16 protein-coding genes are annotated in these 15,683 nt (G+C 36.2%); 8 read left to right on the top strand and 8 right to left on the bottom strand.

The genetic code is table 11. The annotated features are described in order from the left end of the window. The first annotated feature begins 1 nt into the window (after position 1). Positions 2–148, top strand: coding sequence for a hypothetical protein (locus FJR38_RS08460; protein WP_168499865.1), 147 nt, complete (start codon positions 2–4; stop codon positions 146–148). Positions 149–372: 224 nt separating this feature from the next. Then, positions 373–975, top strand: a complete 603-nt coding sequence (locus tag FJR38_RS08455) for an MBL fold metallo-hydrolase (protein ID WP_168536488.1) — start codon at positions 373–375, stop codon at positions 973–975. 23 nt (positions 976–998) lie between these two features. On the opposite strand, the gene FJR38_RS08450 is transcribed toward FJR38_RS08455, so the two are convergent. The 5 genes from FJR38_RS08450 to FJR38_RS08430 all read right to left on the bottom strand — a co-directional run bounded on the left by FJR38_RS08450 (position 999) and on the right by FJR38_RS08430 (position 6,470). Beyond that, a complete protein-coding gene (locus tag FJR38_RS08450; protein WP_168536486.1) occupies positions 999–1,889 on the bottom strand; it encodes a hypothetical protein in 891 nt (296 codons plus the stop codon). 25 nt (positions 1,890–1,914) lie between these two features. Continuing rightward, positions 1,915–3,423, bottom strand: coding sequence for a DUF3696 domain-containing protein (locus FJR38_RS08445; protein WP_168536485.1), 1,509 nt, complete (start codon positions 3,421–3,423; stop codon positions 1,915–1,917). Positions 3,424–3,816: 393 nt separating this feature from the next. Further along, entirely contained in the window at positions 3,817–4,155 is a 339-nt protein-coding gene (locus tag FJR38_RS08440; RefSeq protein ID WP_168536484.1) for a hypothetical protein, read from the bottom strand. A gap of 139 nt (positions 4,156–4,294) precedes the next feature. Further along, on the bottom strand, positions 4,295–4,789 hold the full coding sequence (gene msrB, locus FJR38_RS08435) for a peptide-methionine (R)-S-oxide reductase MsrB (RefSeq protein WP_168499873.1): 495 nt from the start codon (positions 4,787–4,789) through the stop codon (positions 4,295–4,297). A gap of 175 nt (positions 4,790–4,964) precedes the next feature. After that, on the bottom strand, positions 4,965–6,470 hold the full coding sequence (locus tag FJR38_RS08430; RefSeq protein ID WP_168536483.1) for an FAD-dependent oxidoreductase: 1,506 nt from the start codon (positions 6,468–6,470) through the stop codon (positions 4,965–4,967). 538 nt (positions 6,471–7,008) lie between these two features. Between FJR38_RS08430 and FJR38_RS08425 the strand changes: the two genes are divergently transcribed. The 3 genes from FJR38_RS08425 (at position 7,009) to FJR38_RS08415 (ending at position 9,312) form a co-directional block, all read left to right on the top strand. Then, complete coding sequence (locus tag FJR38_RS08425) at positions 7,009–7,254, top strand: hypothetical protein (RefSeq protein WP_168499877.1); 246 nt, start codon at positions 7,009–7,011, stop codon at positions 7,252–7,254. Positions 7,255–7,263: 9 nt separating this feature from the next. Further along, positions 7,264–8,445 (top strand): acyl-CoA dehydrogenase family protein, encoded by a 1,182-nt coding sequence (locus tag FJR38_RS08420; RefSeq protein ID WP_168536482.1) that lies wholly within the window; start codon positions 7,264–7,266, stop codon positions 8,443–8,445. A 93-nt stretch (positions 8,446–8,538) separates the two neighbouring features. Next, complete coding sequence (locus FJR38_RS08415; RefSeq protein ID WP_168499880.1) at positions 8,539–9,312, top strand: class II glutamine amidotransferase; 774 nt, start codon at positions 8,539–8,541, stop codon at positions 9,310–9,312. A 19-nt stretch (positions 9,313–9,331) separates the two neighbouring features. Here FJR38_RS08415 and FJR38_RS08410 read toward each other — a convergent pair whose 3' ends face one another. Continuing rightward, entirely contained in the window at positions 9,332–9,925 is a 594-nt protein-coding gene (locus FJR38_RS08410) for a response regulator (RefSeq protein ID WP_254449401.1), read from the bottom strand. Between the two features lie 133 nt (positions 9,926–10,058). Beyond that, positions 10,059–10,232, bottom strand: a complete 174-nt coding sequence (locus FJR38_RS08405) for a hypothetical protein (RefSeq protein ID WP_168536481.1) — start codon at positions 10,230–10,232, stop codon at positions 10,059–10,061. Positions 10,233–10,355: 123 nt separating this feature from the next. Here FJR38_RS08405 and FJR38_RS08400 point away from each other — a divergent pair, with 123 nt between their 5' ends. The 3 genes from FJR38_RS08400 to cysW all read left to right on the top strand — a co-directional run bounded on the left by FJR38_RS08400 (position 10,356) and on the right by cysW (position 13,238). Continuing rightward, positions 10,356–11,465: a sulfate ABC transporter substrate-binding protein gene (locus FJR38_RS08400; RefSeq protein WP_168536479.1), complete on the top strand. Its 1,110-nt coding sequence runs from the start codon at positions 10,356–10,358 to the stop codon at positions 11,463–11,465. Positions 11,466–11,542: 77 nt separating this feature from the next. Further along, positions 11,543–12,412, top strand: a complete 870-nt coding sequence (gene cysT / locus FJR38_RS08395; RefSeq protein WP_168499886.1) for a sulfate ABC transporter permease subunit CysT — start codon at positions 11,543–11,545, stop codon at positions 12,410–12,412. Next, entirely contained in the window at positions 12,399–13,238 is an 840-nt protein-coding gene (cysW, locus tag FJR38_RS08390) for a sulfate ABC transporter permease subunit CysW (RefSeq protein ID WP_168536477.1), read from the top strand. The genes cysT and cysW overlap by 14 nt, the downstream gene beginning before the upstream one ends. 161 nt (positions 13,239–13,399) lie before the next feature. On the opposite strand, the gene FJR38_RS08385 is transcribed toward cysW, so the two are convergent. Continuing rightward, the gene (locus FJR38_RS08385) at positions 13,400–15,472 is read right to left on the bottom strand and encodes a TonB-dependent siderophore receptor (RefSeq protein WP_168536475.1); all 2,073 of its coding nucleotides are present in this window, start codon (positions 15,470–15,472) and stop codon (positions 13,400–13,402) included. Positions 15,473–15,683: the final 211 nt, after the last annotated feature.

Genomic DNA, 15,683 nt, shown 5'->3' with positions numbered 1-15,683 from the left:
CATGAGTAATACAAAAGAACGCAAGTCTGCTAAAAAGAAACAGTCTTTTCCGGCTGTTGATATTGGTACTCCTAAAGTACCCATTCGTAAAACCAAAGCTAAAAATCAACCATCTGAATCTCTCAGTGACTGGGAACACGCTAGTTAATGGCGTTAGGAAGAAGGGCGTTGCTGAATTAGGGTAGGAAATTCAAAAATCAATGATTTCAAACTCTTACTCTCTGTAGACTCTGCGCCTCTGCGTGAAACAAAATCATACTCTTAATCAGCAACACCGGAAGAAGGAATCAGGAGTCAGGAATTCAGGAAGAAGAAAGTTCAATTCTTGGTACAGTAGTGATGCTGACAGATAGGTTATGAACCAAAATCACAATGAAATCTCTGCACCGTCCTAATTTATATAGCTGGTCCTGCTTCAATCCCGCCAGAAACATTGATTTTAATGGCTTTGCCTGGATTCGTCCAGAGGGCAATATTTTGATTGATCCAGTGGCTTTATCAAATCATGACTGGAATCATTTAGAATCTTTGGGTGGTGTGGCTTGGATTATTGTGACAAATTCTGATCATCTGCGTTCAGCTAAGGAAATTGCCAATCAAACATACTCAAAAATTGCCGGACCTGCGGGAGAGAAGGAGTATTTTCCAATTGTGTGCGATCGCTGGTTAACTGATGGAGAGGAATTTGTACCAGGACTCAAGGTAATCACAATGCAAGGTTCTAAAACTCCCGGTGAGTTGGCTTTGCTATTGGAGGAAACTACGTTAATTACTGGGGATTTGGTGCGATCGCGTTCAGCCGGTAGCTTGACTATGTTACCAGAGGAAAAGCTACTGAATCGGGAAGAGGCGATCGCTTCTATTCGTAGATTGGCAGGTTTGGAGAAGGTGGAAGCGGTACTAGTCGGTGATGGTTGGTCTGTGTTTCGGAATGGTAGCGATCGCTTGCAGGAGTTAGTCGGGAGTTTGGGGTGAAGTGGAGAACTGGGGGCGATATCTTATAGCCCTTCGTCATGCTCACCTTCATCATAATATTTTAGGAATAAAATTTTGTTTTTAGCGTATTTGTAATGAATACGAGTAGAAGCAGGTCTCGGAGTTACTCTAAAACGATATTCTTTCTTTGGTTTAAGATATTCGTCTTGGAGATTCATATCTTTTGCAGCTTGTTGTTTTGTTAGCAATAATCTTTTGACAATGCTCTGCAATATTTTTTCACGATGATTTGTAGCTTTTATAATATCCTTCACGAATTGAGGAGAAAATTCATATTCTTGAATAGGTTGACTGTTATGTATTTTGAATAATATCTTTAAAGACTCATGCAATTTATCAATCTCATTTACGCTACTTGGCCAATAAGTATTGATTATATCAATATAATTCAACCATTGAATGGGGTTTTCTATAATTGTTGGGTGAACCTTAAAATCATGACACTTACATGAAAATATATATTCTTGTTTATTTGTTTTAATACCTAAGCAGAGATATATATTTTCATTTCTATCAATTAATATATGGATTAATTCTAAAAAATAATTTAAAATTAAATCACTTGGATCTTGAGAATTAAAACCTGGCTGTACTGTGCAAGAAGTTAATTGTTTGTGATTGGGTAAGTTTTCTTTTACACTATTGAATAACTTATATATAATTGGAACAATTTGAATTTTCCAATCTCTATCTTGTCTCCAAGGAGGTAATTGTGGATGTTCCCATAATATTTCCTCTAGTTCGTCTGTCCAATATATTTTGGTAATTTCATAATCACTAATATTTTTGAGATTATCTAACAAATGCTCTAAGAATTTATCTCTACTTTCTTGATTTTGCCATTCAATTTCAGAAATAAATAAATTAGAAGGCTCGAAAACTGCTTTCATCATTTTTTGATATTATTCTTTAATATTATTATTTTTTCACATTTTTTCTCTTTTTTAATCCTGCTCTCAAAATACTTTCTTGTTCATTAGCTACTTGATCAAAAAAGTCTACAGGCCAATTAACAACTCCACGATTTTCATCAATTTTAATTTCTTCATAAGTTGAACTATCTTCTGTTGAACTAATAAAATATATTCCAATCAAATCTTTAAGTTGGTGAGATTCATCTTCAACTATTCTTCTCACTAACCTATTAATTATATGATCACTATGAGTTTCAACTATTACCTTTTTACCAGATAAAGCCAGTCCAATAAAATAATCTGACATCTGCATCTGAAGATTAGGATGTAAATGAATTTCTGGTTGTTCTAATAAGAGAGTATTACTTAATGGCATTCTCAATCCTTCTAAAATAATTGGGAATATTTGGCTCACTCCAAACCCAACATCAGCAATACTCACACGAGTTTTAGAATTTGAGTTAAGATTTAAATGAATTATTTCGTTAATTGGTTCTGATTTAAAGCCTTTAATATTCATTAATTCTAACCATTCTTGCACCGCAAGAGATAGTTTAACTTCTGATTTTTTAGTAAATGAATTGCTTTGTGGGTTATAAAAATAATGATTTGAAATTTTCTGATCTTGATTTATTGAATATATATAGGCTGCATTTTCACCTTTGATTCCAATTTCTACAATTTCATCTTCGTATATGTATCTCCTGGATGGCTCTTCTCTTAGTGGTCCAATATAAGTGTATGAATAAAAAATAGTTTGCAAGACATTTTTTATTCTATTAAAAGTAAAACCTAGATTTGACTCTAATGCCATGTTTTGTTGAGATATTGCACTATCGCTAGTATCACTCACTATACTAATTCCACTAGGAAATAGATTTGTAAATTTTATCTTAGAAGTTACCTCTCCATTTGCCAAATCTCTGCTATTTCTACTTGTAATATTTTCCCACTTAATTTTATATAATTCATTATCAATAATGGATACCTCTATACATAGTCCTGGTAGTATTTGTTTCTCTGAAGTTATTGCCTCCACTTTAAATTGCAGTTGTTCAACAACTATTGTTTTTAAATAGTTTCCTTTATTTTTAATATTTATATCGGGTGATTTTAATACAAACTTAAAGTGAATATATATTTCAGCTTGTGATTCTTGCGAAGCACTTATATCTAAAAAATCTCTCAAATAAAATCTTGTAATACGATTGGAATTAAGGAGAAATTTTTCTCTTTTTGTAATCTTAAATACAAAATCAAATATTAATTTATTATCTAAATCCTTTTTAAAGACAATATTTTCAAACGATCCTAAATGAACAAATCTCCCATTTAGTAAAAGAGTCTGATTTGGGTTTTGACTTTCTAAAGTTTGTTTTAGAAGAAGAATACTTTGTAGAATTGAACTTTTACCACAACTATTAGTCCCGCATAAAATAGTTATTGGCTTTGTATTTAAATTTTCTAAATCTTTAAATCCCTTAAAGTTTTGTAAAGAAATAGTTTCTAGCATATTAGGATTTTTGCTATATATTGTTGTATATTACTCATAAGTATGATTCTATCATAAGTATCCCCATTCCCCTCACCCCCTACTAACTGATATTGCCTGACTTTCTAGAATCAACAATTAGATTCCATATTCTGCACCCTAGACTTTCACACAATGAATTTTGGACGTTTCAAGATTTGATGTTGGATTGGCTTCCCGTAGGTATCGCTATTTAAAATTCCTCCATGTTCGTATAAAATACAGCTTTACTTGTGGGACAAAAGCCGAAAAAATAATTGTGACAAGGGGATATAGAATAGCAATTAGATCGAGGTTCATTCCCCTTTGATGCGAAAATTCACAGAATATGCACTAGGGTAAGCTCAAACATCACAATGTTCAAGCTAAAACCCCTTACAATTCAATTAACTTAAAACCCCAAATTTTCAGAACAGCACCTGCTATTTCTGGATCTACACCATCATAAGCCTCCCATTCGGACTGCGGATCTTTAGGATGTCCCTCACCTACATGGCCTGCAACTTTAATCACTGGGATATTCACTACGTAATCACGTTCCATCCCTTTAGGGATAGCTAATTGGATTCTGCGGCCGAGGAACTTCGATCCACTGGATTTAGCTACAGACTCACGAACTAAACAAATATCACCAGCAGTCCCCCAAGTGGTTTGGTAGGTGTAGAGAAACGATATATAACTTTCTGGCTTGATGGATCTTTTGAGAACTTGCATTATTTAATCCTTACTTATCCTTTTTTCCAACAATTTCATTTAAATACTACCTGCTATATATAATTTCCTGCTTTTGAGAGAATAAAACAAGGGGTTTGCACCCCTTGTCAGAGTTTAAAAAGTGAACCGTATTAGTAATCTACGCAGGAGTGAACTGTAAAGATACACCATTCATACAGTAGCGGAGACCAGTGGGCTTAGGTCCATCATTGAATACATGGCCTAAATGACCACCACAATTACTACAATGAACTTCCGTCCTCGTCATGAAAAAGGTGCGATCTGTAGTAGTAGCGATCGCTCCCTCAATTGGCTTAAAAAAGCTCGGCCAGCCAGTCCGACTATCAAATTTAGTATCTGAAGTAAACAAAGCCTGTCCACAACCAGCGCAGACATAAGTACCCGGTTCATATACTTTATCGAGAGGACTGGTATGGGATGGTTCTGTACCGTGTTTCCGCAACACCCGAAACTGTTCTGGTGTCAGGATACTCTTCCACTCTTCTTCGGTTTTGGTAACTGCAAACTCTGTATTAGAAAGTGCCATCGTTTCTGAACTCCAATTGATATAGCGGGAAAAAAAAGCTGTACCGACTAAGACGGCACTGATTTGCAAAAAATAGCGTTTGTCCATAATTTATTATTTGCTATTTTTCCCTGACTCGGCCAACCAACTCTGGCAAGTTTCTAAATTCTTCCTTTCCTGTTCCTCTCAGGACTTACGCAAAATATCTCTCAAACCCTATTCCCTTCGTGTTCTTCGTTTCTTCGTGGTTCATTATTCCGTGACTTGTGCGTAAGTCCTACCTCTAAAACTGCTTTAAATCTTTGACTGTTGGACCATGTAGAACTTCACCATTGCAATTAAAACGCGAACCGTGACAAGGACAGTCCCAACTTTTTTCACCACTATTCCAAGCAACAACGCAACCTAAGTGAGAACAAACCGCCGAAACAGCGTGTATTTCTCCTGTTTCATCGCGGTAAGCAGCTACCTTATCACCATGGACAGTGACTATTTTCCCTTCACCAATTGCCACATCTTCTAGGGATTTATTCAATCCCTTGAGACGAGATCCCAGCCAATGAGTACCAACTTGCAAGTTTTGTTTGATACTTTGTGGGCGGAGAAAAGGAGTAGCGCGGGTAGCATCATACAAATCAGCCGCTGGATTTTTAATCCCTAAAATAGAATCTGCAAGTATCATTCCCGACAGAGTTCCTTTTGTCATCCCCCATAAACTAAACCCAGTTGCGACAAAGGTATGTTTGCTTAAAGGAGTTAATTTTCCTATATAGGGTAGCCGATCAAAAGATACAAAATCCTGAGTAGACCAACGATAGTCAATGGACTCAACACCAAAGCGAGAACGGGCATAATTTTCTAAATCTAAATATTTTTCCTCTGTATTTTCCACTGTTCCCACTTTATGCCCACCACCACCAACCAGCAGCAATAATCCACCATTGACAGGAGTAGTCCGAATAGAATAATATTTTTCTCCTGAACCTATGTACATTCCTTGCGGGGCTTTATCCTTGGCAATCCGCGCATCAATGATATAAGAACGTTTCGGGTAAGTTTTAGCAAAAAATAATCCCTCATCGGTAATAGGAATATTTGTTGCAACTATCACATCTTGTGCTTGAATAATTCCCTGATTGGTAATGACTTGACAAAAATCATTTTCCTTGACTTGTTCCACTCTTGTATTTTCAAATACGTAACTTCCATCACCAGAAATTTGCTTGATTAGATGTAATAGATATTTACGACAATGAAATTGTGCTTGGTGATCAAATTTAACAGCACCAACAATAGGAAAAGGAAGAGAAGTTTCCCGCACAAATGTGGCAGGTAGTCCAATTTTTAGTGCTGCTTCGACTTCTTTTTCAATATCTTGGAGATTATCTTCAGTCTCTGTGAAAGTATAGGCACTTTGACGGCTAAAATCACAGTCAATTTGTTCTTCTGCAACGGTTTTAGCCACAAATTCTATTGCTGCTTGATTTGATTGTGCATATAGACGTGCTTTTTCTTCACCATGATTTTTAATCAAATCGGCATAAATTAATTGATGAAGGGAGGTAAGTTTGGCTGTAGTATGTCCGCTCACACCGGTAGATATTTGTTGCGATTCAATTATAGCCACGGTTTTACCTGCACGTTTCAATAATGTCGCAGCAGTGATCGCCGTAATACCTGCACCGACAATTGCCACATCTACAGATAGATTATTGCTAAGTGCTGGAAAATTGGCTGTGGGTGTGGAGTCAATCCAGTAAGAAATGTGTTTTCCTGATAGACTAGCCATATTTTTCGATCTTTTGATAATAGAGTTGTTCTTGAATAACCAGATGTTTAAACCTAGTTTTGCTTGCTTGATTTATTACTAGCAATTAGTCATTTTCTGATTTTAAAATGTGCGTTTCCCATAAATAAAACTTCTAATTAAATTAGACTTTTAAGCTATAAAATAAAACTATCTCTCGGATAATTTTAATTATCCAATTAGCAGTTATATATTAGCCATAAGGTATAGAACAAAATCGGTTATTACTTACAGCCGGAGTCAAGAGGTAGGGGCGCAGTCCCCGCGCCCAGTCAGGAGTCAGCAGCAAGAAGGAGTAAATTGTCAATTATCAATACCAGACATGATCCGCAAACGCCTTGCCGACTTGAGTAAAATATGTAATACTTCTAAAATAAATTAAAATACGGTATCTCTATGGAGTTATCGGCATTAACATTTCTAAGATTGTATCGGCAATTTTGTATCTCCACTCGATAATGCTACCTGCTTATTACCGGACTACTGATAGTTGAATGCCTACTACAAATTAAAAATTACCATGAGAAAAGAATCTGATTTACTATCTGAGCTATGTGATTTCCTGTATCCTCGCAGTTCATATTATGGTCAGTTTAAACCGGAATATTTAGTTTTTAATGCTAGTCTCCAGGAATTTGCTCAACGGGTAAGCTATATTTGTAACTTACAAACAGGTGGTAAGATATCTCCAGAGGAAGCTTACAAACAAATTCATGGCTTGTGGAAACAATTGAAACAGGCTAAAAAACAACTAGAAATTAAATAAAGATTTTGAATGGGAAATAATTTTGAATTAGAGTCCAAAGATTACTTTATTTTAGCTCAGTCTTTAGCAGAGGAATTTGCCCAAACTGCGATAGAAAGAGATGCTCAAGGAGGTACACCAAAACGAGAGCGCGATCGCTTGCGACAAAGCAATTTACTCAAACTTATCATTCCCAAAGAATATGGGGGAATCGGTGCAAACTGGATTACCACATTCAAAATAATTCGGGAATTTGCCAAGGTTGATAGTTCCTTAGCTCACGTCTTTTCATACCATCAAATCGGCGTAGTTATTCCCCATATTTTTGGCACAACCGAGCAAAAACAACACTACTACCAAGAAACTGCCCAGCATAATTGGTTTTGGTGTAATGCTCTTAATCCTAGAGACAAAAGCGCAACTATTACAACTCAAGAAAATAATTTTTTACTCAATGGTAGTAAAAGCTTTTGTTCTGGTTCTGTAGATTCTGATATTTTACCAATTTCCGCGATTGAGCAAACAACAGGAGAAGTAGTTATCTTAGTAATTCCCAGTCAGCGAACAGGGGTAAAAATTAACGCTGATTGGGATAGTATGGGACAACGCCAAACTGATAGCGGTAACATTAATTTTGACAACGTCATCGTTTATCCCCAGGAAATTATTGGCGTTAGATACAATCAAGATTCTATTTTCACTACTATTCGTTCTTGTATAACTCAACTCAATTTAGCCAATATTTATTTAGGTATTGCTGAAGGTGCTTTTGCAGCCGCTAAAAACTATACACAAACTTACAAAAAACCTTGGTTAACATCAGAGGTGAAAAGTGTTAGTCAAGATCCTTTTATTCTTCACCACTACGGTACTATGTGGGTAGACTTACAAGGGACAAATGCCTTAATCAACCAAGCGATCGAATTACTACAAGCAGCTTGGGAACAGGAACACAACCTCACCTCAGAACAGAGGGGAGAATGTATGATTGCTGTCAATACTGCTAAAGTCGCGGCCACCAAAGTAGGTTTAGACATTACTAACCGCATTTTTGAAGTTATGGGCGCACGGGCTACCAGTCAAAAATATGGTTTTGACCGTTATTGGCGCAATATGCGGACTTTCACCCTCCATGATCCTGTTGACTATAGACTGCGGGAAATTGGCAAATGGGCGCTAAATGATGAATTTCCCCACACAGGGGCGTATTAAGTAGGCAGGGGAGCAGGGGGAAGATGTTTCCCAACCACCAACCCTTCGGCTACGCTCAGGGCAAGTCACCAATCACCAATCACCAATTAACTAATGTGCCAACTTCTAGGAATGAACTGCAACATACCCACAGACATTTGCTTTTCCTTTGAAGGTTTCTCAGCACGAGGGGGGAAAACAGATGAACATAGCGACGGTTGGGGAATTGCTTTTTTTCAAGGGAAAGGATGTCGGCTTTTTTTAGATGCAGAAGCTTCTATAGATTCGCCAATCGCCGATTTTGTGCGTCAATATCCTATTCATTCTACCCATGTTATCGCTCATATTCGTAAAGCAACTCAAGGTGAAATAGCTTTAGAAAACTGTCATCCTTTCCGTCGGGAACTGTGGGGAAGATATTGGGTATTTGCTCACAATGGTAATTTGCCAGATTTTAATCCAGAAAACAATGGTGTTTTTCAACCAGTGGGTACTACAGACAGCGAAAAAGCATTTTGCTTAATACTTAATAGTATGCGATCGCATTACCCTGAAGGACAACCCTCTCTCAAGGAACTTTATCAGACATTACACATAATTACTAAAGAAATAGCATCTTTCGGTGTTTTCAATTATATACTTTCCGACGGTGAACATTTTTTTACTTATTGTTCAACTAAACTTTGCTACATTATCAGACAAGCGCCCTTTGCTGCTGCTCACTTAATTGATGAAGAGATGACTGTAGATTTTAGTGAATTGACTACATCAAGCGATCGCGTTGCTGTGATTGTGACTACACCCTTAACTGATAACGAAGTTTGGACACAAATTGAACCGGGAGAATTACTAGTATTTCAGGATGGTTTACCCATAAAATACACATAAATTTTTGATCACGAGTCTGCTAATAAGACCAAGCCAAATTTTGTGGAGGCTGTGTTTCATTCCTTTGCAAATACTTGTCCAATATTCCCATTAACCGCTCTTTCTCTACAGGCTTGTTAATAAAATCCGTTGCCCCAAATACCTTAGCCCGAACTCGATCAAACACTCCATCACTACTTGTTAATATAATAATTGGTGTTTTTGTAAAAAAAGAAATATGCCGTAATTGTTCACAAATTTGATAACCATTAACCACTGGCATAATCAAATCCAAAAAAATCAAATCGGGCTTACTTTCAATTAATATAGGTAAAGCCTGTAAAGGATCTTGAATACTAATAAACATCATTCCTTCCGATGTAACCATCTTCTCCAGAATTTTAGACATTTGTAGACTATCATCAATACAAGCAATCAGATAATAGTTATTCTTTTTTCCAGATTTAACTTCAGCTTTTTGCCTAACTTTAATTATTGATAATTCTACATCAGATACTTCGATAAATTCTGCAATTCCTTTATTAATAAAAGGACGTAATGAGTTAGTTACAGCCAAAACATTTTGCTGCATTTTTGCAGCTAAATCCCATAAAGTATGTTTACCATTAATCAACCGCTCAAAGTTCTTAATTTACTTATATCATTTAATCAATTAAATTTCAGTATTCATTATCTATGAGATTATCAGTATATAAATAGAATTTAGCTAAAAAATATACAAAATACTTATAAGGTTTAAATATAGGTTAAGTATTATTTTGATAATTATTATACAGAGTATACGGTAAATTTTCATGAACTGACATAAATATATCATAATACTCAAATACCCGAATTTGCAAAGAAATTGGGGATCTAGCGGCTGAGTATTTTACTAAAGTGTATTGATATTGACATTGAGAGGAGTTGTAATTTTCCATGAAACTGGTACAATCTCCATATTCCCTATCGTCAATATGCGGTTTGAGCTGATATTGATGATTCAGACACGTGCAATAATGGTATTTCCGTCAATTAACCTTAGTTTCATAGGAGGACAAATCATGAATTGGTGGCAGCGATCGCTCAAAGAACTACAATTTAAGTTCAAAGTAAATTCATTGAAGGGATTTGTATCCTTTTTCCTAATAGGGACGCTATTAAGTGTATCCCTAGCTGCTTGCTCCGGTGCAAACAATAGTAGTTCCTCTGGAACAAATACTGGTACGGGTAAAAAACCAAATGTAGAGTTAACCCTTGTATCTTTTGCTGTCACCAAAGCCGCTCACGCAGCTATTATTCCCAAATTTGTAGAAAAATGGCAACGGGAACAAAACCAAACTGTAATTTTTAAACAAAGCTATGGCGGTTCTGGTACTCAAACTCGTGCTGTTGTTGATGGTTTGCGAGCAGATGTTGTTCATTTAGCACTAGCTTTAGATACCCAAAAGATTGAAAAAGCAGGATTAATTCAACCGGGGTGGGAGAAAAAATTTCCTAATAATAGCATTGTCACTAAGTCTGTAGCAGCTTTAGTAACTCGTGAAGGCAACCCCAAAGGTATCAAAACTTGGGCTGATTTAGCCAAAGACGATGTTAGAGTAATTACCGCAGATCCCAAAACCTCCGGGGTAGCACGTTGGAACTTCATCGCACTTTGGAATTCAGTCATTAAAACTGGTGGAGATGAAACAAAAGCAACTGAGTTTGTGACTAAAGTTTATAAGAACGTTCCTGTGTTAACTAAAGATGCTCGTGAAGCTACAGACGCATTTTTTAAACAAGGACAAGGTGATGCTTTAATCAACTATGAAAACGAAATTGTCTTAGCAGTACAGAAGGGTAAAAAAACTAATTATATTCTCCCTGAAGTAAATATCTCCATTGATAATCCTATTGCTGTTGTTGATAAGAATGTTGAAAAACATGGTAATCGTGAGGTAGTGGAAGCTTTCGTTAAATACTTGTTTACGCCTGAAGCACAACAGGAATTTGCTAAAGTTGGATTTCGCCCTGTAGATGAAACAGTAGCTAAAACTAAAGAATTTGCTGAAAAATATCCGCCAATAAAAAATTTAAGTACGATTCAAGAATTAGGTGGTTGGGATGCGGCTCAGAAAAAGTTCTTTAATGATGGGGCAATTTTTGACCAAATTCAAGCTAAGAAAAATTGACAATTGACAATTGACAATTGACAATTGACAACTAAGAATTAAGAATTAAGAACTAACAACTGACAACTGACCAAATTATGAGTGTATCTCGTGCTGTTGAAAATAATATTAAACCGCCCATTTGGAAGGTTTTTATAGATAATTTGATTAGCCTTCCTTGGACCTGGCGGATTACTTTGGGATATCTAACTGTAATGTTATTTATTCCCATTGTGGCGATGTTCCTCAAGGCTGGTACATTATCCCCTGGGAAGTTTTGGGAAATTGCGACTAGTGAATTAGCATTGTCAACTTACAATGTTACGTTTGTAACTTCATTATTTGCGGCTTTACTCAATGGTGTATTTGGAACTTTAATTGCTTGGGTATTAGTGCGTTACGATTTTCCTTTTAAACGGATTATTGATGCGACAGTAGATTTACCTTTTGCTTTGCCGACTTCGGTAGCGGGTTTAACACTGGCAACAGTTTACAGCGATAATGGTTGGATAGGTTCACTTTTATCACCACTGGGAATTAAGGTATCCTTCACTCGTGCGGGTTTAGGAGTAGCAATGATATTTATATCTTTACCTTTTGTGGTGAGAACTGTACAACCTGTACTTCAGGAAATGGAATCGGAAATTGAAGAAGCTGCTTGGAGTTTGGGTGCTTCCCAATGGCAAACTTTTTGGAAAGTGATTTTACCTCCTTTATTTCCGACAATTTTAACTGGTGTAGCTTTGGGTTTTTCCCGTGCGGTGGGGGAGTATGGTTCAACAGTGATTATTGCTTCTAATACACCGTTTCAAGATTTGATTGCACCTGTGTTAATTTTCCAACGTTTAGAACAGTATGACTATGCTGGTGCAACAGTTATTGGTGTAGTTTTATTAGGAATTTCCTTGGTGATGTTATTAGCAATTAATTTTTTACAAGCTTGGGCGAGAAGATATGACAATAGATAAAGTCAAAGATCCCAGAAAACAAAGTTGGGTCCCAGCAGTTTTAATTGGGATTGCGATCGCCTACTTATTTCTGGTTCAATATATTCCAGCTATTAATGTTTTTTTTGCAGCTTTCAAAAATGGATTTGCACCATTTTTATCTAACTTCACAAAACCGGAATTTCTCCATGCAGCTTGGTTAACTCTATTGCTGGCTGTAATTTCTATACCTATTAATGCAATATTTGGTTTATGTGCGGCTTGGGCGATCGCTCGTCATCAATTCCCCGGACGCACTATAGTTCTCAGTATCATTGATTTGCCCTTTTCTATCTCCCCCGTTGTCGCAGGTTTAATGATCGTCCTCTTGTATGGTAGAGAAGGCTGGTTTGGTCCTTGGCTACAAGAGCATAATATCCAAATCATCTTTGCTTTTCCAGGGATGCTTATGGCTACCGCTTTTGTGAGTATGCCCTTTGTCGCCAGAGAAGTAATTCCTATTTTAGAGGAATTTGGTAAAGATCAGGAAGAAGCGGCTAGAACACTAGGTGCAAACGACTGGCAAACTTTTTGGCGAGTAACTTTACCGAGTATTCGTTGGGGTTTACTCTACGGTTTAATCTTAACTAATGCTAGAGCCATGGGTGAATTTGGTGCAGTTTCTGTGGTATCTGGTAATATTGCCAATACAACCCAGACTTTACCACTATTTGTAGAAGAAGCTTACAAACAATATGAAACTGAAGCTGCTTTTTCTGCGGCTGTATTGTTAGCATTTTTAGCAGTAATCACTTTGATACTCAAAGAAATTGTAGAACGAAAAACCCAGATTAAGGAAGTTGAGTAAATTGACAATTAACAATTGACAATTGACAATTGACAATTATTAATGGGTAATGGGTAATTGGTGAAAAAAACCGTAGCGACAGCACAACCCAACATTTTTTAGAAATCAAACCCATGATTTGGATGAAAATGTTGGGTTTCCTTGCGTCAACCTAACCTACATTATAAACTAGAAGTTAAACCCACCCGGAAAGTAAAACCAGGGCTATAGATACGATTAACTCGTTCATATTGTTCACCGAGAATATTTTCTAAGTAAAAAGTTAGCCCCAAATTTTTATTTACAGGAATCCGTCCACTAAAATCTAAATTGAAGAAAGACGGCGCAAAATCTGTACTTCTTTCTCCCGGTATATTTCTACTAAAAATAGAACGACGAGAACCACTATTATAAGTAGCATATAAATTAGCTTGCCATCCATTATTTTGATATCCAATACCAGTTTGTAGTAAAGAGTAAGGAATTAAGCCTAACTGTAATCCTTTTTCTGTACCAGTTTTGATTTGAGCATCTGTATAAGTGTAGTTGAGAAAAGTTGACCACTCACGGGCAATTTTTAATTGCAATGCTGCTTCTAAACCATTAGTATCTACTAAACCAATATTTTCCCATTTACCATTAATTACTCCCAAACGATTATCTAAACTATTCCCAAAATAAGTAAATTGTCCTAATAGATTTTGTGACAATTTAACATCTACTCCCGCAGTCCAAGTTGAACCTGTTTCTGGTTTTAAATCGGGGTTAGGATTCCAATTATGAACTGTGTCAAAAACATATAATTGATCTAAACCAGGATTACGCTGCGCCCCCGCCCAACTTCCACGTACTGCGACGGCTGGATTAACAGCATAACGTAAACCAAAACTAGGATTAAAATAACTCCCAAATTGACTATCAAAGTTTTGTCTTACTCCTAAATCTGCTTGCAAAGCATCGTTAATTTTCCAAGTATTGACAGCAAATAAAGCTGTATTAAATACACTTCTATCTTCTTTTTCATTTTTAGCAATTAGGCTAGGATTTGTACTCAAAACATCACCAATTAAATCGGTATTTTTTAAATCTAACCCCCAGCGTAATTGATTATTAGTGGTCATTTTCCATTCATGATCTATCCGAGTTTTGAATTGTTGGGTATCTAAAACTCCGGTTCGGTAAAATGTTGCGCCTGTTGGACCGTATGTACTAAAATAATCGCGGTTGTAACCCAATGTAGTTGTTAAGTTGGAATTTTCTCCTTTACCGAGTCGAGTTTTCCAAGATAAACCAATATTCAAACCATCATGATCTAATCTATCTCGTTGTAAAGGAAAACCAAAATAAATTAAACCCCGCCGACTGCTGAGTGCAGTTACATCTAAATTCAAAGAGTTTTTAGAATCTAAATCTACTCCTATACTCCCAAAATAAGTGCTAGTAGCTGTATCTGCATTCGATAAAAAGCCCTGAGAATCACGATTTGCTGCACCTACAGGTACACTATAACGATTATCTATAAAAAATCTTTCAAAGCTAAAGTTGTATTTTACATTATTAGCTGAACCACCATAAGTTACCTGTTGATTATTTAAATTCAATGAGCCAAATTCTGCACTAGCATTTAATTTCGGCTTACCATAACCTGCTTTGGTAATGATATTAACAACTCCTCCAAAGGCTGAAGAACCATATAAAGAAGAAGCTGTACCGCTATATAATTCAACTCTTTCTATCGCCTCGATAGGAATACTGTTTAAATCAGTTCCACCGTGATAAGTGCTAATATTAGTATTAATTTGTCTACCATTAATCAAAAATACAGATTGATTAATTGATGCACCGCGATAATATGTACCTGTGTGAATATCTGCACCATGTCCGACATCATTAATAGCAAAACCGGGCATTCTTTTTAAAACATCTGCAACGCTAGTTGCACCCTGTTTTTGAATTTCTTCTTTTTCAATGACATAAGTGGGAGTAGATTCGGGGATAACGTCTTTTTCGCCAATAACTTCTATAAAAATATCTGCATCATTTACAGGAGTTAAATCTTCTTCTAATTCAGGTTCTTGCTCAACTTCATTTTCTGCTGGTTGTTGAGTTAATAATTCAGCATTTGTGGCTGGTAATTCAATTTCTTTTAGATTAAGAATATCTGAATTTTTATCATATTCATTTTCAGCAGCCACGACAGGAAACGCTACCAGTAAACTTAGTAAAGACACTGGTAATAAAAAAATTTTATTCATCTTTCTGAACTCACACCCGGTAAAAACAATCACTTATTGGGATTTTCCCTATTAATAGCAATAGTGTCAAAAGACAGGCTGTCATAGTTAAATTAATCAAGGATGAGATACCGGATTTTTTGTATTTACTAAATAAGTAATTCAAGTAGGTGGGGGAAATTTTATAACTATGTCATTGCGAATATAACGTAGTGAAATATAGCAATTGCAA

Source organism: Anabaena sp. UHCC 0253, assembly GCF_009712085.1.
Taxonomy (GTDB): domain Bacteria; phylum Cyanobacteriota; class Cyanobacteriia; order Cyanobacteriales; family Nostocaceae; genus Dolichospermum.
This window is presented reverse-complemented; position numbering and strand designations above follow the sequence as displayed.

Coding starts and splice junctions, on each gene's coding strand:
- cysT (WP_168499886.1), top strand. CDS start 11,543: ATGAGTGTATCTCGTGCTGTTGAAAATAATATTAAACCGCCCATTTGG.
- FJR38_RS08415 (WP_168499880.1), top strand. CDS start 8,539: ATGTGCCAACTTCTAGGAATGAACTGCAACATACCCACAGACATTTGC.
- FJR38_RS08450 (WP_168536486.1), bottom strand. CDS start 1,889: ATGATGAAAGCAGTTTTCGAGCCTTCTAATTTATTTATTTCTGAAATT.
- FJR38_RS08455 (WP_168536488.1), top strand. CDS start 373: ATGAAATCTCTGCACCGTCCTAATTTATATAGCTGGTCCTGCTTCAAT.
- FJR38_RS08460 (WP_168499865.1), top strand. CDS start 2: ATGAGTAATACAAAAGAACGCAAGTCTGCTAAAAAGAAACAGTCTTTT.
- cysW (WP_168536477.1), top strand. CDS start 12,399: ATGACAATAGATAAAGTCAAAGATCCCAGAAAACAAAGTTGGGTCCCA.
- FJR38_RS08400 (WP_168536479.1), top strand. CDS start 10,356: ATGAATTGGTGGCAGCGATCGCTCAAAGAACTACAATTTAAGTTCAAA.
- FJR38_RS08445 (WP_168536485.1), bottom strand. CDS start 3,423: ATGCTAGAAACTATTTCTTTACAAAACTTTAAGGGATTTAAAGATTTA.
- FJR38_RS08420 (WP_168536482.1), top strand. CDS start 7,264: ATGGGAAATAATTTTGAATTAGAGTCCAAAGATTACTTTATTTTAGCT.
- FJR38_RS08440 (WP_168536484.1), bottom strand. CDS start 4,155: ATGCAAGTTCTCAAAAGATCCATCAAGCCAGAAAGTTATATATCGTTT.
- FJR38_RS08425 (WP_168499877.1), top strand. CDS start 7,009: ATGAGAAAAGAATCTGATTTACTATCTGAGCTATGTGATTTCCTGTAT.
- FJR38_RS08405 (WP_168536481.1), bottom strand. CDS start 10,232: ATGGAAAATTACAACTCCTCTCAATGTCAATATCAATACACTTTAGTA.
- msrB (WP_168499873.1), bottom strand. CDS start 4,789: ATGGACAAACGCTATTTTTTGCAAATCAGTGCCGTCTTAGTCGGTACA.
- FJR38_RS08430 (WP_168536483.1), bottom strand. CDS start 6,470: ATGGCTAGTCTATCAGGAAAACACATTTCTTACTGGATTGACTCCACA.
- FJR38_RS08385 (WP_168536475.1), bottom strand. CDS start 15,472: ATGAATAAAATTTTTTTATTACCAGTGTCTTTACTAAGTTTACTGGTA.